Here is a 22,725-nt window from a genome sequence, read left to right as displayed (position 1 = left end):
TTAATGCGAAGCCTGTTCGCTGGCGTGTTCAAGATCCGGCGTCGCCAGTGCGGTGGTTCCGGCCGAAATGCCCATGACAGCGGCACCCATCAGGAACCCGAAGGCAAGCGAACGGAAGAAATCAGGCTTGAACAGGCCCATGGCATTCGGCTTTCACAAATCGTCTTGGCGTCCCGAACGCGATGCCTCGAGTCGCCTGAATCTCTGGTGACGCCCTGCACAGGGTTTCGTTCAGGTGATGTGACAATCTATGAACCGTTCACGAGCTGCGACGAACCGTTATTCGCGCAACTGCACCCATACCGGAGCGTGGTCGCTGGCCTTCTCGCGGCCACGGTATTCCTTGTCGACGCCTGCTGCCACCAGTCGGTCGGCCAGTTCGGGCGAGAGCAGGGCGTGATCGATGCGGAAACCATGGTCGCGCTGCCAGGCACCGGCTTGGTAGTCCCAGAACGTCCACACGCCGCCCTGCGGATTGAAGGTGTCGATCGCGTCGGTCCAGCCGTCGTTGAGCAGGCGGCGGTAGGCATCGCGTGATTCGGGCTGCATCAGCGCATCGCTGGCCATCGCCTTGACCGAGAAGGTGTCCTTGTCCTCGGGGATCACGTTGTAATCGCCGATCACCACTGCAGGCACGTCCTCAGCTGCAATCTCGGCCATCCGTTTGCGCAGGCGCTCCATCCAGCGGAGCTTGTAATCGAACTTCGGGCCTGGCTGCGGATTGCCGTTGGGCAGGTAGATGCACACCACGCGAATGCCGAAGACATCGGCCTCAAGATAGCGTGAATGCTCGTCCTCGGGCTCTCCGGCAAGACCGCGCTGCACTTCCACGGGCGCCTGCCCATCGGCGAGGATCGCCACGCCGTTGAAGCCCTTCTGCCCGTGCCAGATCGCGTGATAGCCGATCTTCTCGAACTCGGCGGCGGGAAAGCCTTCGTCCTGCGTCTTGATTTCCTGAAGGCAGGCAACCGAGGGCCGCGTTTCCGCCAGCCATTCGAGCAGGCGGGGAAGGCGGGCCTTGATCCCGTTGATGTTGAACGATGCGACCTTGATCATATCGCGAAGCTGGCGCCACAGCCGCATCCCGAAGCTGCTTGGGGATTGCTCACCCGGAACGCCGCGCCGCCAAGCGATTCCACGTATTCCACGACGCTGCCTTCCAGCAGCCCCAGGCTGACCTCGTCGACCACCAGCCGCACGCCGTCGGTCTCGGCGATCAGGTCGCCATCCTCTGGCGCCTCGGCCAGGCCGAACTTGTACTGGAAGCCCGAACAGCCCCCGCCTTCGACCGAAAGCCGCAGGATCGCGGGCTTGCCCTGCTTTTGCGCAATGGTGGCAACGCGAGCGGCGGCGCTCGGGGCGAGGGTGACCTGTGTTTCGCTCATGGCGCCAAGATAGGGGCGCAATGCCCAAACCTCAACGCCAGAAACCCAAGGTTAGGGCCCTAGCGGTTCCGCTCGTCCTCGAGCCGGTCCTCGATCGATTCATCGTGGCCGGTCCCGCTGGACAGGAACACCAGCCCCATCAATGCCGCCATCAGCATGATGGTCAGCCAGACTCCCAATGCCGAGGCGATATAGAGGTGGATCGAGACGAAGCCGATCTGGATGTAGAGCACCGTGAGCACCACGCCGACGACGGCCGTGCTGAACAGCGCCATCCAGTTCATGATCTGCCGGTAACGGGCCCAGGCAAATCGTGCATTTTCAGGATCATCGAGCGGGGAATGTCCAGCCATGGCAAAGTCCTTTGGCGATCGAAGATGGTGCGCGCAACGGCTTTGACAATGGCCACCAAGATGGCATGATCCTTATGGGAGACCAGGCGGCCCGAAAAGACGCCCGAAGGCGCAAGTCGGCCGCATCACGCAGGAGGATGCCATGACGATTGCGCAAGTCATTCAGGGAAGAGGGGAAGTCTGGAGCGTGTCGGCCGACGCGCAGGTCTCCGACGCGATCGACATGCTCGCCCACCACCGCATCGGCGCCCTTCCGGTCAGCGATGGCGAGAGCGGCGTGGCGGGAATCTTTTCCGAACGCGACATGATCCGCTGCCTGCACAAGCATGGCGAGGCGGCGCTGCACATGAAGGTGCGCGACATGATGACGGCGCCCGTCGTCACCGTTTCACCGCAGACGTCGGTGATGGAGGCGCTGGCCCTGATGACCCAGCGCCGCTTCCGTCATCTGCCTGTCGTGGAAGGAAATCGCATGGTCGCCTTCGTCTCGATCGGAGACCTCGTGAAGCACCGGCTCGACAAGATCGAGGCTGAGGCGGACGCGATGCGGGTCTATATCCAGCAGGCCTGAAGCATTTCCAACTCACGGGGGCAGAACGGCAACTCCCCCCGAACTCACCCCCAACTCCCCCCTGACTCCTGGGCACTTTCGCCCTGCAAACGGGCATCTCGTATTTCACGTGAAACACTCTAGGCTTCCCTGATTGATAGGGAAATCCGACATGCACCTGACCCGCCGTTCGCTCCTCGCCGGAGCCGCCGCCGCGACTGCCTCGCTCTCGATCTCGATCCGCGCGCAAGTCCTCCCGCCCCCAGGCTTCGCCACGCCGACTGGCACCTTCCCGTTCGCACCGGAAGTCTATCGCGAGCGCCGGGCGAAGCTCATGGCCACGCTCAAGGATGGCGTGGCAGTGATCCATGGGGCAGAGCGCGAACGGACCAGCGGGCCGGTAAGCCCGCCGTTCTATCAGTCCGGTGATTTTGCGTGGCTGACCGGCATCGTCGACGAACCCGGCGCGGTGCTGGTGCTTGCCCCGGCAGAGCGGACCTACAGGGAATTCCTGTTGCTGCCCTCGCGCGACGTGGAGACCGAGCGCTGGGATGTCGAGCGCCTGCCGCTGGGCTCGCTGATCGAACAACGCACGGGAATTCAGCGGGTCAGGCGCACTTCGGCGCTGGACGGCCTCGTCACGCAGCTCGCCGCGCGGAGCCGGACGCTGCATTTCATGGGGCCGATCACCAGCGCTTCGGCCCCGGTGCCGCCGGCGATGGAACTCTATGGCCGGGTGATGAGCCACGTTCCCGGCTGCACGATGAAGGACCAGAGTGCGCTGCTTCCTGCCTTGCGCACCGTCAAGGAACCGCGCGAGCTGGAGCTGATGCGCAAGGCATTGGCTGCGACGCAGGCCGGGCATCTAGCCGCGATGAAGGCGGTGCGCCCCGGCATGACCGAGCGCCAGCTGACCGCAGTGCTGGAAGACGGCTTCCGTCAAGGCGGAGGCGAAGGGCTTTCCTACGATTCGATCGTGGCGACCGGCCGCAATGCCGCTTCGCTGCACTATGCCCATGGCAATGCCCTGATCGGTGCGCAGGACCTGGTGCTGATCGACGCCGCCGCCTCGGTCGGCAGTTACGCCTGCGATATCACGCGCACCTTCCCGGCCTCGGGCAGGTTCACCGCGCAGCAGCGCGCGGATTACGAACTGGTCATGGCGGCGCAGGACGCGGCGGCCAGGCTGTTGAAACCCGGCGTGATTCACGAGGACATGACCGAGGCCGTCTATGCCCTGTTCCGCAAAGCCGGGCGGATTGACGAGTTCACGCATGGCCTTGGCCATTTCGTCGGCCTCGATGTCCATGACGCGGGCGACTATGCCAAACCGATCCCGGCGGGCGCGGTCATCACCATCGAACCGGGGCTCTACAACCAGCAGATGAACCAGGGCATCCGCATCGAGGACCTCTACCTCGTCACCCCCACCGGCTGCGAACGCCTGAGCACCGGCATCCCGCGCACCGTGGCCGAGATCGAAGCATTCATGGCGCGGTAGGCCCCGACCGTTCCGGCGCAAAAATCGGCACTCCCATTGTCCGATTCCGCTTGCGCGGCGCGCCCCGGTTGCCATGATCTGCGGCCAATAGGGGAGTTCCTGGGATGGGTGGGCTGCTGGCCCCCGAGAATCTGCCGTTTGCCGTGGCGCTGGCCCTGCTGGTGCTGCTGGTCATCGTGCAAGTTACGGGTATATCGGACTTTCTGGGCGACGCGGATGGGCCGGACGCCGATCTCGATGCGGGGTCTACTCTGGCCAGCGTGACGGGCTTGGGCGCGCTGCCGTTTGTGGTGTGGCTTTCGTTCTTCCTCGCGACCTTCGGGCTCGTCGGCCTGTCGCTGCAGGAACTGGTGACCTCGTTTTTCGGCGCTCCCTTCGGCCCCGGCGCGGCGACCGCGATGGGTCTTGTGGCGGCCTGGCCGGTCAACACCGTGGTGACCCGGCTGGCTGGCCGCGTCTGGCCGCATGACGAGACAACCGCCGTTCCGGTCGATGCGCTGCTCGGGCGCAAGGGCATCATCCACATCGGCCGCGCCACCCGTGGCAGCGCGGCGCGGGCGCAGGTGCGCGACGTGCACGGACAGCTCCACCTCGTCATGGTCGAACCGCACGAGGACAGCGCGATGCTCGGCGAGGGCTGCGAGGTGCTGCTCGTCCACCGCGAGGGCGAGACGTTCTACGCCGTGCCGGTCGATGGCCCGCTGCGCCTTGCCGACTGACCTTCCTTCAGGATTTCTTCCTCTTCGGAGACTGACATGAACCAGCTTGTTCCCATCGGCATCTATGCGGGCACCGGCCTTGCGCTCCTGCTGGTGATCGCTTTCACGCTGACCCGGCTCTATCGCCGCGCGACCAAGGAAGTGGGCTTCGTGCGCACCGGCTTCGACGGTGAGAAGGTGGTGATCAACGGCGGCGCGCTGGTGCTGCCGGTGCTGCACGAAACGATGCCGGTGAACATGAACACCGTGCGCCTTGCCGTGGAGCGCAAGAACACCGATGCGCTGATCACGCTCGACCGGTTGCGGATCGATGTGAAGGCCGAGTTCTACGTGCGCGTCCGCCCCGATGCCGGTGCCATCGCCATGGCCGCGCAGACGCTGGGCATGCGCACGATGCAGCCCGAAGCCTTGAAGGATCTGGTCGAAGGGAAGTTCGTCGACGCGCTGCGCTCGGTCGCGGCGGGCATGACGATGAACCAGTTGCACGAACAGCGCGCCGACTTCGTCCAGAAGGTGCAGCAGGTCTCCTCGAACGACCTCGCCATGAACGGGCTGGAGCTGGAATCGGTCTCGCTGACCGGGCTCGACCAGACCAGCATCGAACACTTCAACGCCAACAATGCTTTCGACGCCGAGGGCCTGACCAAGCTGACCGAGCAGATCGAACTGCGCAAGAAGGCGCGCAACGACATCGAGCAGGACACGCGGGTGCAGATCGAGATGAAGAATCTCGAAGCCGAGCAGCAGTCCCTGAAGATCAAGCGCGACAACGAATTCGCCCGACTGGAGCAGGAGCGCGAGATCGAGATGCGCCGGGCCGAGCAGGCGGCGGAAGTGGCGCGCGAGCAGTCCTTGCGCAATCAGGAAGCGGAAGCTGCGCGGATCGAGGCGAAGAAGCTGGTCGACAGTCAGCAGATCGAAGCCGATCGCGCGGTGCAGCAGGCGCGGATCGCGCAGCAGCAGGCCATCGAGATCGCCCGGCAGGAGCAGCAGATCGCGATCCAGAACAAGAGCCGCCAGGAAAGCCAGGCCAAGGCCGAAGCCGACGAGGCCCGCGCCAAGGCCGTTGCCGCCGAGGAACAGGTCATCACTTCGCGCGAGACCGAAGTGGCCGAGCGCGGCAAGCGCATCGAGCTGATCGAAGCGGCCAAGGCGGCGGAACGCGATGCCATCCGCGTGAAGGTGGAAGCCGAGGCCGAGAAGGCCGCTGCCGCCAATCGCGCCGAAGCCGCCCGGCTTGAAGCCGAGGGCGAGGCCGAGGCCGAGAAGCTCCGCGCCGACGCTGCCCGGGTACGCTTCGAAGTGGAAGCGGCGGGCCAGCGTGCGATCAACGAGGCAGCGAACCTGCTCTCGTCCGACCAGATCTCGCTGCAGACCAAGCTGGCGCTGCTCAAGGTCCTGCCCGAGCTGGTGCGCGAATCCGCCAAGCCACTGGAAGCGATCGATTCGATCAAGATCGTGCAGGTCGATGGGCTGACGCGCTCATCCGGCGGTGGTTCGGGTGAGGGCGGCGCGGCCCCGGCCAATGGCAACCTTGCCAGCGATGCGCTGACGGCTGCACTCAGCTATCGCGCGCAGGCGCCGATCATCGATGGCCTGATGAAGGAGCTGGGGCTCGACGGCGGATCGCTGGAGGGGCTGGTGAAGGCCGCGCCGGTAGTGGCGGCACCGGAGGCTTCATCTACTGTGAATGCAGGTGAAGCGGATCAGGCCTGACCAGCAAACCGTGTTACCCCGGCGCAGGCCGGGGTCCATGACCTCACCGTCGAGCCGGACATCGGCGTTATAGGCCCCGGCCTGCGCCGGGGCGACGGGTGATGTATGTTGGGCGGGTTTCAGCCCAACCGCTTGGCGACCAGGTCCTGCAGGTTGGCTTCGGGCCGTGCGCCGTAGTGGGAGATGATCTCGGCGGCGCAGACGGCACCGAGGGTAAGGCTTTCGGCGAGCGGTTTATTGCGGACGTAGCCGTAGAGGAAGCCGGCGGCGAAGAGGTCGCCCGCGCCGGTGGTGTCAACGACTTTGGCGATCGGTTCGGCGGGAACGTGGGCGTGTTCGCCGTTGCTGATGGCGTGGGCGCCGTTCTCGCTGCGGGTAACCACGACGGTCGGGACCTTGGCGGCGAGCTGTTCCAGCCCCGCGTGGAAGTCCTCGACGCCGGTGAGGGCGGCAAGTTCGTGTTCGTTGGCGAAGAGGATGTCGATCTGGCCGTCAGCGATCAGGGCGCGGAAATCGTCGCCGTGGCGCGAGATGACGAAGGCGTCTGACAGGGTGAAGGCGACCTTGCGGCCGGCGCTGCGCGCGGCGGCAATGGCGCGGCGCATGGCCTTGCGCGGCTCTTCCGGGTCCCACAGGTAGCCTTCGAGATAGAGCACGCTGGCAGACGCGATCTGGGCATCGTCCAAGGCTTCGGCGGGCAGGAACTGCGAGGCACCAAGGAAGGTGTTCATAGTGCGCTGGCCATCGGGAGAGACGAAGATCAGGCAGCGCGCCGTCGGCGGCTCGTCAGCGCGGGTCGGCGTCTGGAAATCGATGCCGCCGGCGCGGATATCGTGGGCGAAGACTTCGCCGAGCTGGTCATCGGCGACCTGGCCGATGAAGGCGCACTTCGCTCCCAGTGCGGCAAGGCCGGCCAGCGTGTTGGCAGCAGAACCGCCGGAAATTTCGCGCGCCGGGCCCATGGCGTCGTAAAGCTCCTGGGCACGGGCGGTATCGACCAGGGTCATGCCGCCCTTGGCGAGGCCGAGCCGTTCGATGTCCGCATCCTCGCAAGGAGCCATGACATCGACGATGGCGTTGCCGATGGCGATGACGTCGTAAAGCGGTTCGGACATTCAGGCAGGCTCCGTGATTTCGGGAATGGCGATGGCCTAGCCGCTATGCCGCGTTGCAGCAATAGCGGGGGGCAGCAAGCTCGCGAACGCGCCGGTCTGGACGGCCCGCGCGCCAGTCCGCCGAAGGCCACGGTTGACGATGGCCGGGGAGCGCGGCATCCCGCACCGGTGACGTTCCCCAAGTTCCTCTCCGTCTCCGCTCTGGCCCTGCTGCTCGCATCCTGCGGCGGAAGCGGTGTGCCGTCTGGCGGCAAGACTCCGGTGGTGCGGTCGGCATCATCGGCGCCGGTGCGGACCACGGTTCCACGGCCGGCTCCGGTCGGCAAGCCAATTGCGCAAGTGCAGATGATCCCCGGCCTGGAAGGCGTGATCGGATCGGACGCGCTGCAGCTTGGCCGCGTCTTCGGCACGCCGCGGCTCGACGTGATCGAGGATGACGCCCGCAAGATGCAGTGGTCGGGCACGGCCTGCATTCTCGACGTCTATCTCTATCCGCCGGCGAATGGCGGCAAGCCGACGGCGACTTATGTCGACGCGCGGCGCGGCGATGGACGCGACGTGGATCGTGCAGCCTGCGTGGCCGCGCTCAGGAAGGCGCCGTAACCGCGCACGACGGTGCAGCCGGGATCGCTGCCCACGGCGCGAATGCGGCGACGCCCTCGCGCGAGACATCGGCCAGAGTGTAGCGATCGAGCACGGCGAGGAAGGCTTCCAGCGCCTCGGCCAGAACGCTGCTAAGCGCGCAGTTGGTCCGCAAGGCGCAGGTGGCGCAATCGGCCAGGCGCATGCCCTTTTCAAGTTTGCGGACCGCTTCGCCGACCGTGATTTCCGCTGCCGGGCGAGCCAGCGTGATGCCGCCGCTGCGGCCACGCTGCGATTGCGCGAGGCCCGCCTGCACCATTCCTTGCGCGACCTTGGCGACATGGTGGTAGCTGAGGCCCTGTTCGGCGGAGAAGGCCGGCAGGCTGACCGCCGTGCCCTTGCGCGCGAGCACGATCAGCAGGCGCAGGCCGAAGTCGGTGTGCTGGGTAAGTTGCATTCCGTGAGAATCGTTTTTCCGCTTGCCTAAATCAAGCAGATAAAATACCGGTATTTTCGATACCTGATTGGAGATCCCGAGATGCGCACCGCTTCCGAACATGCAAAGACCATCGTCAAGGCCACCGCACCGGTGATCGAGAAGCATGGCGTGGATATCACCACTGCAATGTACAAGCGCTTGTTCCAGAACGAAGATGTGAAGGCCATGTTCGATCAGGCCGCGCAGGAAAGCGGCGAGCAGCCGCGCCGTCTGGCCGCGGCGATCCTTGCCTACTCGAAGAACATCGACAAGCTGGAGAACCTCGGGAGCGCGGTGACGCGGATGGTGCAGCGCCATGTCGAAACCGGCGTGAAGGCCGAGCATTACCCTTATGTGGCCGAGGCCCTGCTGCCGGCGATTCGCGACGTGCTGGGTGCCGAGGTTGCCACCGATGAGGTGCTGGCAGCCTGGGGCGAGGCCTACTGGATGCTCGCCGACATCCTGATCGCTGCCGAGGCAGAGGCCTACGCCGCGGCGGCCTGAGCCCACAGACTGAGGGCTGCTGCTGCAACGAGCCCGCCTGCCGTGGATCCCCTCCGAAGCGGCAGGCGGGCTTTGTTGTGTGTATGCTACTCTGCCCCGAAGCTGATTTCGGCGTGGGTGCGCAGGCGCTCGACGAGGGTTTCCCCGAGGATGGCGCCGGGGGTCCCGATCATGCCGGGCGCCCTGGATGACAGCAGGGCGATGCCAGTTTCGGCGATCATGCGGCTGGTGGAGCCATAGCCCGGATCGTAGCGGCCCTTGACGCCATAGCGGATGGTCTGGCCGTCGGGCATCTCGCCCAGGAACAGCACGTCGTAAAAGCCGGTCTCGCGCTCTTCCTTCGAGGGGCCTTCACCCGGCTGGGGATCGTCGGGACGGCCGATCATCGGCGTTTTCGCCATGTGCTCGGCAATCGCCTTGCCCTGATCGCCGGGGCCGGTGAGCACCATCTCGTCATAGACGAAATCGGTGCCCCAGACGTGGCCGAGAAGGGCGTTGGTGCGGTGGACGTTCTTGGTGTTGATCGCCGCCATGATGAACGGCGTTTCCCACGAATCCAGCGTATCGTCGTGCTGGACCTTGTCGCCCGCAGGCTGGGCCGGGCCTTCGAATCCGGGGGTGAGGCAGAAGCTGCTCTGCATCAGCGGGATCAGCGAGGGGTCCTTGGCCAGCGCGGCGAGCGTGGCCTTGAGGCTGGCGGCGGTCCCTCCCGAAGCGCCGCCCTTCATGCCGCGCACGCGCCCTTTCACACGCGGGGCAGGGCGGCCGAACCGGGCCACCGCTTCCTTCTGCAGCATCAGTACGCCGAGATCGAACGGGATCGAATCGAAACCGCTAGAGAAGCAGATGCGCGCGCCGGTGCGCTGGGCCTCTTCGCCATACTTGTCGATCATCTGGCGCATCCACACGGGTTCGCCGCACAAATCGGCGTAGTCCGTGCCGGCCGCGATGCAGGCGGCGAGCAGCGGTTCGCCATAAAGCTGATAGGGGCCGACCGTGGTGACGATGACTTTCGCTTGGGCTGCCATGGCCTTGAGGCTGGCCGGATCGGCAGCGTCGGCGACGATCAGCGGCGTGTTCTTGGGCGCCTCGATCAGGGCGCGAACCTCTGCCAACTTTGCCGCCGAGCGTCCAGCCATGGCCCAGCGCGGGCCTTCCTGCCCGTAATGGCGTGCAAGATATTCTGCTACCAGCCGCCCGGTGAACCCCGTCGCCCCGTAGACGACGATGTCATAGGGCCTCTCCGACTTCTCCATCAGCCTCTCCGCCTGTTGTGCTTATGGCGGTCAGCTTGGCGAGTTCGGTGACGATTGCAACCGGATTTAAGCGCCGGGTTAAGGGGTGCTTACAACCTGGGCAGGGTGACGCCGCGCTGGCCCATGTATTTGCCGGCGCGGTCGGCATAGCTGACTTCGCACGGTTCGTTGCCCTGCAGGAACAGGAACTGGCATGCACCTTCGTTGGCATAGATCTTGGCGGGCAGGGGGGTGGTGTTCGAGAACTCCAGCGTGACGTGGCCTTCCCAACCGGGTTCAAGCGGGGTGACGTTCACGATGATGCCGCAACGTGCATAAGTGCTCTTGCCAAGGCAGATCACCAGCACGTCGCGCGGCACGCGGAAGTATTCGACCGTGCGGGCCAGCGCGAAGGAATTGGGCGGGATCACGCAGACGTCGGTCTCGCGGTCGACCAGGCTGGCGCCGTCGAAGTTCTTAGGGTCGACCACGGCAGAATCGACATTGGTGAAGATCTTGAACTCGGGCGCGACGCGGGCATCGTAGCCGTAGGACGAAAGGCCGTAGCTGATGCAGCCATCACGGCGCTGGTTCTCGACGAACGGCTCGATCATGCCTTCGTTGAGCGCCTTGTCGCGGATCCACTTGTCGGAAAGAATGGCCAACTGGCTCTCCCATGTGAAGCTTGTGCGGGAATGCCCACCCCCGGCCCCTCCCGCTTTCGGGAGGGGGGAATGGCCCGAAATGTCTAAGCCAGATTGGCGGGGCCGAAGGCGTTGGGCAAGAGCACCGACAGGCGCATTTCCACGGTTTCCTGCGCGCCGACGCAGATCACCAGCGGATCGGTGCCGCCCAGCGCGGCCAGTTCGTTCAATATCTGGCGGCAGCGGCCACATGGGCTGATCGCGGCATCGATTGCGCCGCCCATGCCGCCAAGCACGGCCACGGCAAGCAGGCCACCGCGCCGTCCGGCGTGCGAGGCAATCGAGGCGGCGACCGTCTCGGCGCAGAGCGAGAGGCCGTAACTGGCATTCTCGAAATTCGCGCCGGTGACGATCGCGCCATCATCGAACAGCAGCGCCGCACCGACGTGGAAGCCGGAGTACGGAGCATAGGCGCTGTCCATCGCGCGCCGGGCGGCGGCGATCAGGTCTTCGCGGGAATCGGCCAGAACGTCGCTCACACCGGCATCCTCATTGTTGCACCACCACCCAATGCACCGGCCTTGTGCTGGCATCCAGACGCAAGCGGTCGCTCGCCGTCCACATCACCCATGGCCGGCCGGCATAGGTCGGCGCGAGAAAATCCTGCGCAACCCAGATGTTACGGTCAATCCGCGCGGCGAGGTGGTACTCCTTCTCGAGACCGCGCGAGACCATCAGGATCACCGGTTTTTCGGCGTGCTTTTCCACCTGGTTGAGGAAGGTGGTCAGCTCGCTCTGCATCTGCGCTTCGCCGGGGACCTGCGGGCAGGTGCGCGAATCGATGTCGAGCCGGATGGCGGGCGGCAGCAGGTCCTTCTCGCGCGGGACGATGGTGACGAAGTTCGCCGCCTGGGCATCGGCAGGCGCGCACAGATCGTAGACGTGGACTGCGCCGACCTGAATGCCCCGCTGCCGCGCGGCGATCACGCCATCGGCAAAGGCGGCGTCGCGGGTCGAAGTGCCTTCGCTTGCGGTCAGGTAGGCGAAATCGGCCCCTGCGGCGCGCAACAGGCGCCAGTCGATCGGACCGTCATCGTCGCTCAGCCAGACGCCTTGCACCGCATAGTCGCGCCTGTCCGGCATCCATGTGCGGGCCTTCCACCACGCAAGGCCGCCGGCGACCAGGGCCACCAGCAGCAGGACGCCAAGAATGCGCCTTCGTGCCGCACCGGGGCGGCGAGTATTCCGTTTTTTCGGCATATGGAGAGTTGCGCGCGCCCCGAGTCTCAGATCAGCCCCTGATATGCAGCACGCAGATCAGGGTAAAGAGCCGACGGGCCGTGGGGAAATCCGTATCGATCTTGCCTTCGAGCCGTTCGAGCAGGGTGTCGGCAGCATCGTTGTGAATGCCGCGCCGGGCCATGTCGATCGTCTCGATCTCTGACGCCGTAGCCTTGCGAATCGCCTGATAGTAGCTGTCGCAGATCGCGAAATATTCGCGGATCGGGCGGCGGAAACGGCCGAGGCCGAGGATGATCGTCTCGAGCGGGGTGCCATCATTGTCGGCGATGGCGAGGACCAGCCGCCCGTCATCGACCGAAAGCTTGAGCCGATAGGGCCCGGTGTGCCCGGCTTCGAACGCGCGCAGCGGCTTGAAGGTGTTTTCCTCGATCAGATCGAAGATCGCGATGCGCCGCTCCTGCTCGATATCGGCGTTGCGCCAGATGATCGTCGCTTCGTCCAGCTCGATATGCGAGATGCGCGGGTCGGCCATAGAGGTCACCTGTGTTGCAGACGCATTGGGCTCGGGCAAGGGTTTTGACCCGGTGCTCCCCGCTATCCACAGGGTCCGTCCATTGCCGGATCGGGCCGGTTCGGGCACTATGGGCAAATGTCCGCCAGCGAAGCCATCCTCACCCGCGAACCTTCGGAAATCCGCGCGCTCCCCTCCAACGTCGAGGCGGAAGCGGCCTTTCTGGGGGCGGTGCTGATCGATAATCGCATCCTGGAGGAACTGCAGACCCCGCTGAAATCCGAGCATTTCTTTGCCGCCGTCCATGGCCGGGTGTTCGAGCGCATCCAGGCGCTGATCGATCGCAAGGCGGTGGTCACCCCAGTGACATTGAAGCCCTATTTCGAGAGCGACGAGGGGCTGAAGGAACTCGGCGGCGTTGCCTATCTGGCGCGGCTGACCTCGGACGGGCAGGGCCTGCTCAATCCGCGCGAACTGGCCGAGCAGATCTATGATCTCGCCCTGCTGCGGGAGCTGATCTCGGTCGGGCGCAACCTTGTCGAAGGCGCGCTCGATACAAGCGATTCGGTCGCCCCGCTGGAGCAGGTGGAGAAAGCCGAAGCCGCACTCTATGCTGTGGCAGAAGGTGCGCAGACCGGGAGCGAGACGCAGAGCTTTGCGCAGGCGACGCGCGCATCGCTGGAGATGATCGAGAAGGCGCTGCTTTCGGGCGGCCATATCTCGGGCAAGACCACGGGCCTGACCTCGGTCAACGAGAAGATCGGCGGCCTGCACGATTCCGACCTCATCATCCTTGCCGGACGCCCCGGCATGGGCAAGACCTCGCTCGTCACCAACATCGCATTCAACGCGGCCGACCGGCTGCGCCGCGACATGGCCGATGGCATTGCGCTCAAGGATTCGGTTGGGGCAGGGGTCGCCTTCTTCAGCCTCGAAATGAGCGCCGACCAGCTCGCCACGCGTATCCTGGCCGAACAGTCAGGCATCAGTTCCGAAGCGCTGCGCATGGGCCGAATCAGCCGCGAGGACTTCCAGCAGCTGTCGTTCGCCAGCCAGCGTCTGGCCGAACTGCCCCTCTATATCGACGATACCCCGGCGCTGACGATCGGCTCGCTTCGCGCGCGTGCCCGCCGTCTGAAGCGCCGCCACGATATCGGGCTGATCATCGTCGACTACCTGCAGCTGCTGCAGGGATCGGGCCGCAGCGACAACCGCGTGAACGAAATCTCGGAAATCTCGCGCGGTTTGAAAACGCTGGCCAAGGAACTCTCGGTTCCGGTAATCGCGCTTTCGCAGCTCAGCCGTGCGGTGGAACAGCGCGACGACAAGCGCCCGATGCTGTCGGACCTGCGCGAATCCGGCTCGATCGAGCAGGACGCCGACATGGTGTGGTTCGTGTTCCGCGAGGACTATTACGTCGCCGCCAAGGAGCCGAAGCAGCCGCAGGGCAATGATGACGCCAAGGTGCAGGAAGCTCACGCCGCCTGGCAGGCGGAAATGGAGCGCGTCTATGGCCTGGCAGAACTGATCGTGGCCAAGCAGCGCCACGGCTCCACCGGCAAGGTCCGCCTGCGCTTCGAATCACGCATCACCCGCTTCAGCGACCTTGCGCCGGATGACCTGCGCGCCGCTTACGCGAGTGACGACGAGTAGACCCCTTACGGCGCCTGATGCATCAGCGCCCGGGCATCAAGGATCGGCTGTGGCGAGATGGTAATTCCGCCAGACCATGGCCGATCGAGATCGAGAATCAGCACCATTGCCAGCGACAGCAGCAGGAATAGCGCATGACTGGCAGCGAGATGCCGCCGATCCTGCCAGCGCCCTAGCACATAGCCCACCATGCCGGCAGCCATGAGCGCATAAAGGCTGACCATGTCGAGCACCCGCCCGGGAATGCGCGCCTCTCGCTCCGCCTTGCGGCTGGACGCGGCATCGAACATCTCATTGGTCGCGCCGACCAGCGAGGCAGCCATCGGCGGGTCGAGCCGGGCAAGGGCAGGGCCAAGTGCTTTCCAGACCGTGCCCTGTGCGACGGCGGATCGTGCCTCGACGGCGCTGCGGTCAGTCGCGTCGTGCAAGCTCGCCCGGATATCGCCGTAACTGCGCATCGCCGTGCGCAGACCATCGCCCTCGGGCCCCGGAACGAGCGTTGCCCGCAGCCAGGCAGTGCCGATGGCATTGCCTTCCGCCACCACCATCTCTCGCCGGGAATCGTAGCGGGAGAGCGAAAGCGAGAAGGTGAAGCCGATGAGCAGGCCAAGCAGGGCGAGCACCGCCGAAAGCAGGTAGCCATCGCCGCTTTCACCACGATCGACCTCGCCCCGCAGACGCCCGAGCCGCATGCCGAGGTGACAGAGGAGGGCCATCAACAGGAAGAAGGCAACGCCCAGCACCGGGAGCGGGGCTCCCGCCATGACATCCTCCAGCATCGCCATCTGCATCCCTCCCATGCCGAGGCGCAATGATGGACGATTCGACGCGACGCCGGAAGTGGTCCATGCGAATCCTTGACTTTTCCACACCTCCGGCCTAGCTGCCGTCCTTTCCGTATCCTTTGATTGATTGGAGTGCCTGATGGCGCGCGTTACCGTCGAAGATTGCGTCGACAAGGTCCCCAACCGTTTCGATCTCGTCCTGCTGGCTGCCGAGCGCGCACGCGCGATTTCGGGCGGCGCCGAACTCACCGTCGATCGTGACCGCGACAAGAACCCGGTCGTCGCCCTGCGCGAGATCGCCGAAGAGACCGTGCGTCCCGCCGTGCTCAAGGAAAACGTGATCCAGTCGCTGCAGCGCGTGCTGCCCGATGACGACGATGAAGTCGATGAAATCGGCTCGCTGTCGCAGTCGGCCGAAGCGCTGCGCATCACCGCCGCGGCACCGGTGCGCAACACCTCGCTGGGTGCTGACTACGACGGCTGATTTGAGTTTCAGATCAATGACTTAAAAAAAGCCCGCAGTTCGCGCTGCGGGCTTTTTTCATGTGTTTTCCAGTCTTTCAGCCATCAACTGCCAGACTTTGTTGATCGCCTTCAACGGGCGGACCATCACCTTGAAATCGGCGATGCGTCCTTCGAGGTCGAAGCGGATCAGGTCGATGCCATTGACCTTGATCCCGTCCATCTCGCATTCGAACTCGAGGCAGGCTTCGGCCCCATCTACGAGCTCGCGCACGTAGCGGAAGGTGCCGTTGCCGAAGACCTCGCCGGCAGCGGTGAGGTACATCAGCACCTTTTCGCGGCCCTCCTGCGGCGTGTGGACAACGGGGGAGTGGAACACGGCATCGTCGGCGACAAGTTCGTCGAGCAGCGCAATGTCGCCGCTGACCATATATCGGTGCCAGGCTGCAAGGCCGAGTTTCATGTGCTTCTCCCATTGTTCTGTTTCTGGTTAGGGCAGGGGCGTTGAGCCGGCATTGATCGGGCGCAACGCTGGCGCCTCAGCCGAGATGCTGCGCGAAGAAATCGCGGGTGCGGCGATCGGCGAGGGCCGCGCCGTCTTCGTCACGGCGGCTGCCCATCTCGGCAGCAAAGCCGTGGTCCAGCCCTTCGTAATCGTGCAGCGTGACCCGGGGATGCGGATCGAGCGCATTATGGATCGCCTTCTGCGCATCCGGACCAACGAAATGGTCAGCAGTCGGGATGTGCAGCATGAGCGGGTTGGCAATGGCGTGTGCTTCGTTCAGCATCTGGTCGATCATCACGCCGTAGTAGCCAACCGAGGCGTCGATATCGGTGCGCGCCGCCGCCATGTAGGCCATACGCCCACCCAAGCAGAAGCCGACGAGGCCGACCTTGTCGATGCCTTCGTAGCCGCGCAGGAAGCGGATCGCCGCTTCGATGTCCTTCACGCCCGCATCCGGATCGTACTGGCCGAAATAGCCGAGGGCTTCCTGGAACTGCTCGGGCACGTCGGCATCGAGCTCTACGCCGGGTGCAAAGCGCCAGAAGATGTCAGGCGCCAGCGCCATGTAGCCCAGATCGGCCCAGGCCTCGCACTTGTGGCGGATGCCGGGATTCACGCCGAAGATCTCGGGGATGACGATGATGGCGGCGCGGATGGGGCCATCGGGCGTTGCCAGATAGCCCGGAATTTCGCCTTCGCCATCGAGCGCTGCAAACGTGATCTTTTCACCCATTGTCGTTCATCCTGCGATTCAAAGGAGTTGGTCGGATACCATGTTGGCCCCCGCGGTGGACTTTGCCAAGCGTGCATGACAATCTCTGCCGAACAGCGGATGCCGAAAGGGCGCACATGAAAGTCACCGTCGAAGTCGATTGCACGCCCGAAGAAGCCCGCCGGTTCCTCGGCTTGCCCGATGTCTCGAAAGCGAATGACGTCTATGTCGAGAGCGTCGCCAAGGCGATGCAGGGGGCGGGCAGCCTCGACCAGTTGCAGAGCTTCGCCAAGCAGGTCGCGCCGATGGGCGAGATCGGGCTGAAGCTCTTCCAGAACTTCATGGAGCAGGGCGGACTTGGCGCCATGAGCGGAAGTTCGAAGAAGCCGAAGGACTGACGTTTCACGTGGAACAGTGTAGGGCGGAGCGGTGACCGACACCATCTTCGCCCTCTCTTCCGGCCCGCCGCCCGCGGGCATTGCTGTCATTCGGATCAGTGGTCCGCGAGCCGGTCCTGCCCTGAGCGCACTCACAGGCAAGCTGCCCGCGCCGCGCCGCGCAGCTTTGGCAACTCTCGTCGATCCCGCAGACGGTACCCACCTCGACCGCACAATGGTGCTCTGGCTGCCCGGCCCCGGAACGGCCACCGGTGAGGACAGTGCCGAACTCCATCTCCATGGCGGCCGGGCTGTCGTGGCTGCCGCCGAAGCAGCGCTCGAGCGCCTGCCGGGCTTGCGCAGGGCGCAGGCGGGCGAGTTCACCCGCCGTGCCTTTGCCAATGGCCGGATCGATCTGGCGGAGGCAGAGGGCCTTGCCGATCTGCTTTCTGCCGAGACCGAACTGCAGCGACGCGTCGCACTGGCCATGGCCGAAGGCGCGCTTTCGCGTGACGTTGAAGGCTGGCGCGCGGAACTCCTGGGCATTTCGGCAAAGCTGGAAGCGGCGCTGGACTTTTCGGATGAAGACGATGTCGCGGAAGGGGAGTGTGCGCTACCGACAGGGTTTGCCGGTGACTGCCTTGCACTGGCAGGAAAGATCGCCGCGTGGCTCGATCGGCCCCGCGCAGAGCCGCTGAAGGAGGGCTTCCGCGTCGTACTTGCCGGACCTCCCAACGCAGGCAAGTCAACCCTGTTCAATGCACTGGTAGAGCAGGAGGCTGCGATCACGGATGCCGAGCCCGGCACCACCCGTGATGTGCTGACGTTTGCGGCGTCGCTCGATGGGGTGCCGTTCACCTTTGTCGATACCGCCGGCCTGCGCGATGAAGGCGCGGGCGAGATCGAACGGATCGGCATCGCAAGAGCGAGGGCGGCCGCAGAGAAGGCCGACCTGATCCTGTGGCTGGGTCCAGAAGGAAAGGGACCAGAAGGACGGACCCTGTGGGAAGTTTCTGCGCGGGCGGACGATCCGGCCGCTGCCAGGAAGTCAGGGGACGCGCTGATCGTCTCTGCACGGACAGGTGAGGGAATGATGGCGCTTCGCGCAGCACTGGTCGCTCATGCACAGGGCGCGCTGCCTGCGCCGGGAGACGCAGCGCTCAATCAACGACAGCATGACCGGTTGAGCGAGGTGGCGGCATCGCTTCGATTTGCGGCAGTGGAGCGCGATGGTCTGCTGGCCGCCGAGAACCTTCGCCTCGCGCGGCGGGCGCTGGATGCACTCGTTGGCCGGACCGGCACCGAGGACATGCTTGATGCGCTGTTCGGGCGGTTCTGCATCGGCAAGTAGTGTTTCACGTGAAACAGTGCACCTGATGCTTTGACGCGAATCCACAAGTCGCGTATCGCGCCAGTCATGCAGCAATTCGACATCATCGTGGTCGGCGGCGGACATGCCGGCGTCGAGGCGGCCGCCGTTGCGGCGCGAATGGGTGCACGCACCGCTCTGGTCTCGTTCGATCCTGCAACGGTTGGCGCAATGAGCTGCAACCCGGCGATTGGCGGCCTAGGCAAGGGCCACTTGGTTCGCGAGGTCGATGCCTTTGACGGCCTGATCGCGCGCGCAGCCGACGCGGGCGCCATCCACTACCGCATGCTGAACAGGTCGAAGGGCAGCGCGGTGCAGGGACCGCGGGTTCAGGCGGACCGCAAGCGCTTCAAAGCGGCAATCCAGATGATGATCGCCGCACAGCCGAACCTGACGCTTGTCGGGGGCGAGGCTGCAGCGCTCCATCTCGAAAACGGGCGAGTTGCCGGCGTAGACCTGGCCGACGGCTCGCGACTGCAGGGCAGGGCGGTCGTCCTGTGCACCGGCACGTTCCTGGGCGGGCGCCTGTTCCGCGGCGAGGAGCGCATGGACGGCGGCCGGATCGGGGAAAGTTCGGCGCATCGCCTCGCTCAGCAGTTGCGGGCAGCCGACCTGCCGATGGCGCGCCTGAAGACCGGGACGCCGCCACGTATCGACGGTCGGACCATCGATTGGGCACGCCTGCCTGAGCAGCCGAGCGATGCCGACCCGTGGACGATGTCGCCGCTGACCAAGGCCCGTCCGCTGCCGCAGGTGTTCTGCGCCATCGCCCGGACCAACGAACGGACGCACGACATCATCCGGGCAGGGCTGGATCGGTCTCCGCTCTTCACCGGTGCCATCGGCGCACAGGGTCCGCGCTATTGCCCGTCGATCGAGGACAAGATCCATCGCTTCGGCGACCGTGACGGGCATCAGGTCTTCCTGGAACCTGAAGGGCTGGACGACCCGACCGTCTATCCCAATGGAGTCTCCACCTCGCTGCCGACGGATGTGCAGGTGGCGATGATCCGTTCGATGGAAGGGCTGGAGCAGGCCGAGATCACCGTGCCCGGCTACGCTGTCGAGTACGACCACATCGATCCGCGCGCGCTGCGCCGGAGCCTTGAGGTCAATGCGATTCCAGGCCTCTACTGCGCCGGCCAGATCAACGGCACGACCGGGTACGAGGAAGCCGCGGCGCAGGGGCTCGTCGCCGGAATGCATGCCGCCGCGGCGGTGCGGGGACGTGAAGCTCCGGAGCTCGATCGCGCCAACAGCTACATGGCAGTGATGGTCGATGACCTGACCCTGCACGGCGTGAGCGAGCCCTACCGGATGCTGACGGCACGGGCCGAGTATCGCCTCCGCCTGCGGGCCAACAATGCGAGTTCGCGGCTGACGCCGATCGGCCTGGCGGTCGGGTGCATCGCTGATGAGCGAGCCCAGTGGTTCGAAGCGCGACAGGCGATGCGGGGACGGCTGGAAGAGGCGCTGGCGCAGACAGCAACGCCTAACGAGCTCGGCCGCGTCGGCATGACGGTTGGCGCGGATGGAGCGCGACGCTCACTGACAGAATGGCTGCGCTTTCCGGAAGTGACGCTCGAGACCTTGCGGCCCTGGATCGGCGATGAGACCTTCGATCCGCTCCTTGCCGAGGAGATCGAGGAGGACGCAGCTTACGCGCCTTACCTCGCACGGCAGGAGGCTGAGCTGCGGGACCTGCGTGCCTCGGAACATGTCCCCTTGGGGGAAGGCTTCCCCTTTGCAGAAGTGCCCGGCCTGTCGCGCGAGATGGTCGAGCGACTGGAGAAGGCTCAGCCTGACACCCTTGCTGCTGCCGGTCGCATTGCCGGAATCACCCCGGCAGCGCTCGCCAGTCTGCTGGTTCACGCGCGGCGGAGGATTCTGGCATGACGATCGCAACCGAAGCTGAAGCGCAGGCATGGTTGCGCGATGGGCTGGAGGTAGACGCTGCCACCATGGAGCGATTGGCCCATCTGGTGTCGCTGCTGCTGGAAGAGAACGAGCGGCAGAACCTCGTGGCGAGAGGAACGTTGCCGCACGTGTGGGTGCGCCATATCGTTGATTCCGCCCAATTGCTGCATGTTTCACGTGAAACACTTCCAGCGGGGGAGTGGCTCGATCTTGGCACCGGTGCGGGCTTTCCGGGCCTCGCCATCGCTGCGCTGCAACCTCAACGGCCGGTGACACTGGTAGATTCCCGGCGCCTGCGCACCGAGTGGCTTCAGCGCGCGGCAGATGTACTGGGACTAGGCAATGTCCGCGTTGTGCTGTCGCGGGTGGAGGACCTTCCATCCGGTCCGCATGCGGTCATTTCTGCTCGGGCATTTGCGCCTCTGGACAAGCTGGTCACTCTTTCCGCACGCTTTTCCACACCGGACACGGTCTGGCTGTTGCCGAAAGGGGCAGGGGCAGCGCAAGAATTGCAGATGCTCCCCGAATCATGGAATCACATGTTCCACGTGGAACAATCCCTGACGGATGCGAACGCTGGTGTGATCTGCGGCCGACTTCTCGGCGGCAGTCCACCGCGCCCCTCGAACGCCAAGGGCAAACGCAAATGATCACGATCGCGGTCGCAAACCAGAAGGGCGGAGTGGGCAAGACCACTACGGCGATCAACATCGCCACCGCACTCGCGGCAACGGGGTGGAAGACGCTGCTGGTCGATCTCGATCCGCAGGGCAACTGCTCGACGGGCATCGGTATCGCGGCGGGTGAACGTGAGCGATCTTCCTATGACTTGCTGATCGATCAGGCTTCGGTCGCCGATTGCCTGATGGCGACACGCATCCCGGGCCTGGATATCGTACCTGCGACGGTCGATCTGTCCGGCGCGGAAGTGGAGCTGGTCAGTGTCGAGGACCGCACCCATCGCCTGCGCAAGGTGCTCAATGGCGATACCGGGCATGACATCTGCCTGATCGATTGCCCGCCGTCGCTCGGGTTGCTGACGCTCAATGCCCTTACCGCGGCGGACACGATCCTGGTGCCGCTGCAATGCGAGTTCTTCGCGCTCGAAGGGTTGAGTCAATTGTTGCAGACGGTGGAGCGGGTGCAGGAGCGGTTCAATCCGGACCTGGGCATCCTTGGCATCGTGCTGACCATGTATGACCGGCGCAACCGCCTGACCGACCAGGTCGCCGATGACGTGCGTTCGTGCCTGCGCGATCTGGTGTTCGAGAGCGTGATTCCGCGCAACGTGCGCTTGTCGGAAGCGCCGAGCCACGGGTTGCCGGCGCTGATCTATGACCATGCCTGCCCCGGATCGCAGGCCTACATGAAACTGGCGCGCGAACTGATCGGTCGCCTGCCCGAGAGGAGACAAGCGGCATGAGCGGCGAAGACGCAGTGAAAGCACCGGCACGCCGGACCGGGCTTGGCCGTGGCCTTGGCGCACTGATGGGTGAAGTGCGGCGCGAGGAGCCAATCGCGCGCATCTCGGTTTCGCCCGCGGATGTCGCCGAGAGCCGGGACGGCGGGCTGGCGCTGCTGACAGTAGCGTCGATCGAGCCGCATCCGGAACAGCCGCGCCGGCATTTTGATGAAGACGCGCTTGAAGAGCTGGCGCAGTCGATCGCGGCACGCGGCGTGATCCAGCCGGTGGTCGTGCGGCCATTGCCGGGCGGACGATATCAGCTTGTGGCTGGTGAGCGGCGCTGGCGTGCGGCGCAGAAGGCGCAGGTTCACGAGATTCCAGCGATCGTGCGCAAGCTGGATGATCGCGATGTTGCCGCGCTGGCGCTGATCGAGAACCTGCAGCGCGAGGATCTCAACCCGGTCGAAGAAGCTCGGGCCTATCAGCGCCTGGCCGACAGCGAGGGCCTGACGCAGAACGATATCGCCAAGTTCGTGGACAAGTCACGCAGCCACGTCGCCAACATGATGCGCCTGCTCGGGCTGCCCGATGAAGTGCTCGACATGGTGGTGCGCAGCGAACTGTCGATGGGCCATGCCCGCGCGCTGATCAACGCACCCGATCCGATCGGGCTGGCACGCGAAGTGGTGGCCAAGGACCTTTCGGTTCGCGATGTCGAGAAGCTGGCGCGCAAGGCGTCGCGGCCCGAAGGCCAGCGTCGCCAGGCTCGCGCGGGCAAGGATCCGGTGGGCGCGGCGGATCTGGCAGCGATCCAGCAGCACCTCGAGGACTTCCTCGGGCTCAAGGTCACGATCCAGCCGGACTCCGATCCGACGACCGGCGCGGTGACGATTCGCTACAAGAACCTCGACCAGCTGGACCTGATCTGCCAGCGCCTGACGGGCGGTGAGTTCTAAATATCTGAAATTGTTGGCCTGTTCTGACGTCGCGGCGTCAGCACTGCCT

The 22,725-nt window shown here is 65.0% G+C and carries 28 protein-coding genes; 14 read left to right on the top strand and 14 right to left on the bottom strand.

Going from position 1 to position 22,725, the window contains the following annotated elements:
* The 4 genes from IM701_RS15410 to IM701_RS15395 all read right to left on the bottom strand — a co-directional run bounded on the left by IM701_RS15410 (position 1) and on the right by IM701_RS15395 (position 1,738).
* A complete protein-coding gene (locus tag IM701_RS15410; protein WP_156135735.1) occupies positions 1 to 141 on the bottom strand; it encodes a hypothetical protein in 141 nt (46 codons plus the stop codon).
* Between the two features lie 138 nt (positions 142 to 279).
* The gene (xth, locus tag IM701_RS15405) at positions 280 to 1,056 is read right to left on the bottom strand and encodes an exodeoxyribonuclease III (RefSeq protein ID WP_193827401.1); all 777 of its coding nucleotides are present in this window, start codon (positions 1,054 to 1,056) and stop codon (positions 280 to 282) included.
* Complete coding sequence (locus IM701_RS15400; RefSeq protein ID WP_039333137.1) at positions 1,053 to 1,385, bottom strand: iron-sulfur cluster assembly accessory protein; 333 nt, start codon at positions 1,383 to 1,385, stop codon at positions 1,053 to 1,055. Before IM701_RS15400 ends, xth begins: the two co-directional genes overlap by 4 nt.
* A 59-nt stretch (positions 1,386 to 1,444) precedes the next feature.
* On the bottom strand, positions 1,445 to 1,738 hold the full coding sequence (locus tag IM701_RS15395) for a hypothetical protein (protein ID WP_039333139.1): 294 nt from the start codon (positions 1,736 to 1,738) through the stop codon (positions 1,445 to 1,447).
* Positions 1,739 to 1,880: 142 nt separating this feature from the next.
* On the opposite strand from IM701_RS15395, the gene IM701_RS15390 reads away from it, so the two are divergent.
* The 4 genes from IM701_RS15390 (at position 1,881) to IM701_RS15375 (ending at position 6,224) form a co-directional block, all read left to right on the top strand.
* Complete coding sequence (locus IM701_RS15390; RefSeq protein WP_039333141.1) at positions 1,881 to 2,309, top strand: CBS domain-containing protein; 429 nt, start codon at positions 1,881 to 1,883, stop codon at positions 2,307 to 2,309.
* Positions 2,310 to 2,460: 151 nt separating this feature from the next.
* Positions 2,461 to 3,789, top strand: a complete 1,329-nt coding sequence (locus tag IM701_RS15385) for an aminopeptidase P family protein (RefSeq protein ID WP_193827400.1) — start codon at positions 2,461 to 2,463, stop codon at positions 3,787 to 3,789.
* 104 nt (positions 3,790 to 3,893) lie between these two features.
* A complete protein-coding gene (locus IM701_RS15380) occupies positions 3,894 to 4,508 on the top strand; it encodes an OB-fold-containig protein (protein ID WP_193827399.1) in 615 nt (204 codons plus the stop codon).
* Positions 4,509 to 4,544: 36 nt separating this feature from the next.
* Positions 4,545 to 6,224, top strand: a complete 1,680-nt coding sequence (locus IM701_RS15375) for a flotillin family protein (protein WP_193827398.1) — start codon at positions 4,545 to 4,547, stop codon at positions 6,222 to 6,224.
* A gap of 119 nt (positions 6,225 to 6,343) precedes the next feature.
* On the opposite strand, the gene IM701_RS15370 is transcribed toward IM701_RS15375, so the two are convergent.
* The gene (locus tag IM701_RS15370) at positions 6,344 to 7,339 is read right to left on the bottom strand and encodes an adenosine kinase (RefSeq protein ID WP_193827397.1); all 996 of its coding nucleotides are present in this window, start codon (positions 7,337 to 7,339) and stop codon (positions 6,344 to 6,346) included.
* A 45-nt stretch (positions 7,340 to 7,384) separates the two neighbouring features.
* Here IM701_RS15370 and IM701_RS15365 point away from each other — a divergent pair, with 45 nt between their 5' ends.
* Positions 7,385 to 7,942 (top strand): hypothetical protein, encoded by a 558-nt coding sequence (locus IM701_RS15365; protein ID WP_370584336.1) that lies wholly within the window; start codon positions 7,385 to 7,387, stop codon positions 7,940 to 7,942.
* Here IM701_RS15365 and IM701_RS15360 read toward each other — a convergent pair.
* On the bottom strand, positions 7,926 to 8,378 hold the full coding sequence (locus IM701_RS15360) for an Rrf2 family transcriptional regulator (protein ID WP_193827396.1): 453 nt from the start codon (positions 8,376 to 8,378) through the stop codon (positions 7,926 to 7,928). The genes IM701_RS15365 and IM701_RS15360 overlap by 17 nt on opposite strands.
* A gap of 81 nt (positions 8,379 to 8,459) precedes the next feature.
* Between IM701_RS15360 and IM701_RS15355 the strand changes: the two genes are divergently transcribed.
* Entirely contained in the window at positions 8,460 to 8,903 is a 444-nt protein-coding gene (locus tag IM701_RS15355) for a globin domain-containing protein (protein ID WP_039333152.1), read from the top strand.
* Positions 8,904 to 8,989: 86 nt separating this feature from the next.
* Here the strand turns inward: IM701_RS15355 and IM701_RS15350 are convergent, their stop codons facing one another.
* The 5 genes from IM701_RS15350 to IM701_RS15330 form a co-directional block, all read right to left on the bottom strand.
* Positions 8,990 to 10,159: a trans-acting enoyl reductase family protein gene (locus IM701_RS15350; protein ID WP_062343008.1), complete on the bottom strand. Its 1,170-nt coding sequence runs from the start codon at positions 10,157 to 10,159 to the stop codon at positions 8,990 to 8,992.
* Between the two features lie 89 nt (positions 10,160 to 10,248).
* Positions 10,249 to 10,803, bottom strand: a complete 555-nt coding sequence (gene dcd, locus IM701_RS15345; protein WP_039333155.1) for a dCTP deaminase — start codon at positions 10,801 to 10,803, stop codon at positions 10,249 to 10,251.
* Between the two features lie 83 nt (positions 10,804 to 10,886).
* The gene (locus IM701_RS15340; protein WP_052242203.1) at positions 10,887 to 11,264 is read right to left on the bottom strand and encodes a cytidine deaminase; all 378 of its coding nucleotides are present in this window, start codon (positions 11,262 to 11,264) and stop codon (positions 10,887 to 10,889) included.
* A 67-nt stretch (positions 11,265 to 11,331) separates the two neighbouring features.
* Entirely contained in the window at positions 11,332 to 11,973 is a 642-nt protein-coding gene (locus IM701_RS15335; protein WP_230487735.1) for a glycoside hydrolase family 25 protein, read from the bottom strand.
* Between the two features lie 100 nt (positions 11,974 to 12,073).
* Complete coding sequence (locus tag IM701_RS15330; RefSeq protein WP_039333161.1) at positions 12,074 to 12,556, bottom strand: UPF0262 family protein; 483 nt, start codon at positions 12,554 to 12,556, stop codon at positions 12,074 to 12,076.
* Positions 12,557 to 12,673: 117 nt separating this feature from the next.
* Here IM701_RS15330 and IM701_RS15325 point away from each other — a divergent pair, with 117 nt between their 5' ends.
* A complete protein-coding gene (locus IM701_RS15325; protein WP_193827394.1) occupies positions 12,674 to 14,188 on the top strand; it encodes a replicative DNA helicase in 1,515 nt (504 codons plus the stop codon).
* 5 nt (positions 14,189 to 14,193) lie between these two features.
* Here the strand turns inward: IM701_RS15325 and IM701_RS15320 are convergent, their stop codons facing one another.
* On the bottom strand, positions 14,194 to 14,973 hold the full coding sequence (locus IM701_RS15320) for a hypothetical protein (protein WP_193827393.1): 780 nt from the start codon (positions 14,971 to 14,973) through the stop codon (positions 14,194 to 14,196).
* A 139-nt stretch (positions 14,974 to 15,112) separates the two neighbouring features.
* On the opposite strand from IM701_RS15320, the gene rpoZ reads away from it, so the two are divergent.
* Positions 15,113 to 15,457, top strand: coding sequence for a DNA-directed RNA polymerase subunit omega (gene rpoZ / locus IM701_RS15315; protein ID WP_039333165.1), 345 nt, complete (start codon positions 15,113 to 15,115; stop codon positions 15,455 to 15,457).
* Between the two features lie 57 nt (positions 15,458 to 15,514).
* On the opposite strand, the gene IM701_RS15310 is transcribed toward rpoZ, so the two are convergent.
* Together IM701_RS15310 and IM701_RS15305 are read right to left on the bottom strand one after the other, a co-directional pair.
* The gene (locus tag IM701_RS15310) at positions 15,515 to 15,898 is read right to left on the bottom strand and encodes a nuclear transport factor 2 family protein (RefSeq protein WP_039333167.1); all 384 of its coding nucleotides are present in this window, start codon (positions 15,896 to 15,898) and stop codon (positions 15,515 to 15,517) included.
* Between the two features lie 76 nt (positions 15,899 to 15,974).
* Positions 15,975 to 16,673: a dienelactone hydrolase family protein gene (locus IM701_RS15305; RefSeq protein WP_039333169.1), complete on the bottom strand. Its 699-nt coding sequence runs from the start codon at positions 16,671 to 16,673 to the stop codon at positions 15,975 to 15,977.
* A 116-nt stretch (positions 16,674 to 16,789) separates the two neighbouring features.
* Between IM701_RS15305 and IM701_RS15300 the strand changes: the two genes are divergently transcribed.
* The 6 genes from IM701_RS15300 to IM701_RS15275 all read left to right on the top strand — a co-directional run bounded on the left by IM701_RS15300 (position 16,790) and on the right by IM701_RS15275 (position 22,676).
* Complete coding sequence (locus IM701_RS15300) at positions 16,790 to 17,050, top strand: DUF6489 family protein (protein ID WP_039333172.1); 261 nt, start codon at positions 16,790 to 16,792, stop codon at positions 17,048 to 17,050.
* Positions 17,051 to 17,081: 31 nt separating this feature from the next.
* Complete coding sequence (mnmE, locus tag IM701_RS15295; protein ID WP_193827392.1) at positions 17,082 to 18,380, top strand: tRNA uridine-5-carboxymethylaminomethyl(34) synthesis GTPase MnmE; 1,299 nt, start codon at positions 17,082 to 17,084, stop codon at positions 18,378 to 18,380.
* Between the two features lie 66 nt (positions 18,381 to 18,446).
* Positions 18,447 to 20,294 (top strand): tRNA uridine-5-carboxymethylaminomethyl(34) synthesis enzyme MnmG, encoded by a 1,848-nt coding sequence (gene mnmG, locus IM701_RS15290; protein WP_193827391.1) that lies wholly within the window; start codon positions 18,447 to 18,449, stop codon positions 20,292 to 20,294.
* Positions 20,291 to 20,965, top strand: coding sequence for a 16S rRNA (guanine(527)-N(7))-methyltransferase RsmG (rsmG, locus tag IM701_RS15285; RefSeq protein WP_039333179.1), 675 nt, complete (start codon positions 20,291 to 20,293; stop codon positions 20,963 to 20,965). The genes mnmG and rsmG overlap by 4 nt, the downstream gene beginning before the upstream one ends.
* Entirely contained in the window at positions 20,962 to 21,738 is a 777-nt protein-coding gene (locus tag IM701_RS15280; RefSeq protein ID WP_039333181.1) for a ParA family protein, read from the top strand. Before rsmG ends, IM701_RS15280 begins: the two co-directional genes overlap by 4 nt.
* The gene (locus IM701_RS15275) at positions 21,735 to 22,676 is read left to right on the top strand and encodes a ParB/RepB/Spo0J family partition protein (RefSeq protein ID WP_039333183.1); all 942 of its coding nucleotides are present in this window, start codon (positions 21,735 to 21,737) and stop codon (positions 22,674 to 22,676) included. Before IM701_RS15280 ends, IM701_RS15275 begins: the two co-directional genes overlap by 4 nt.
* The last annotated feature ends 49 nt before the right edge of the window (positions 22,677 to 22,725 follow it).

It is taken from the genome of Novosphingobium sp. ES2-1, from assembly GCF_015169775.1.
Lineage (GTDB): Bacteria > Pseudomonadota > Alphaproteobacteria > Sphingomonadales > Sphingomonadaceae > Novosphingobium > Novosphingobium subterraneum.
This window is presented reverse-complemented; position numbering and strand designations above follow the sequence as displayed.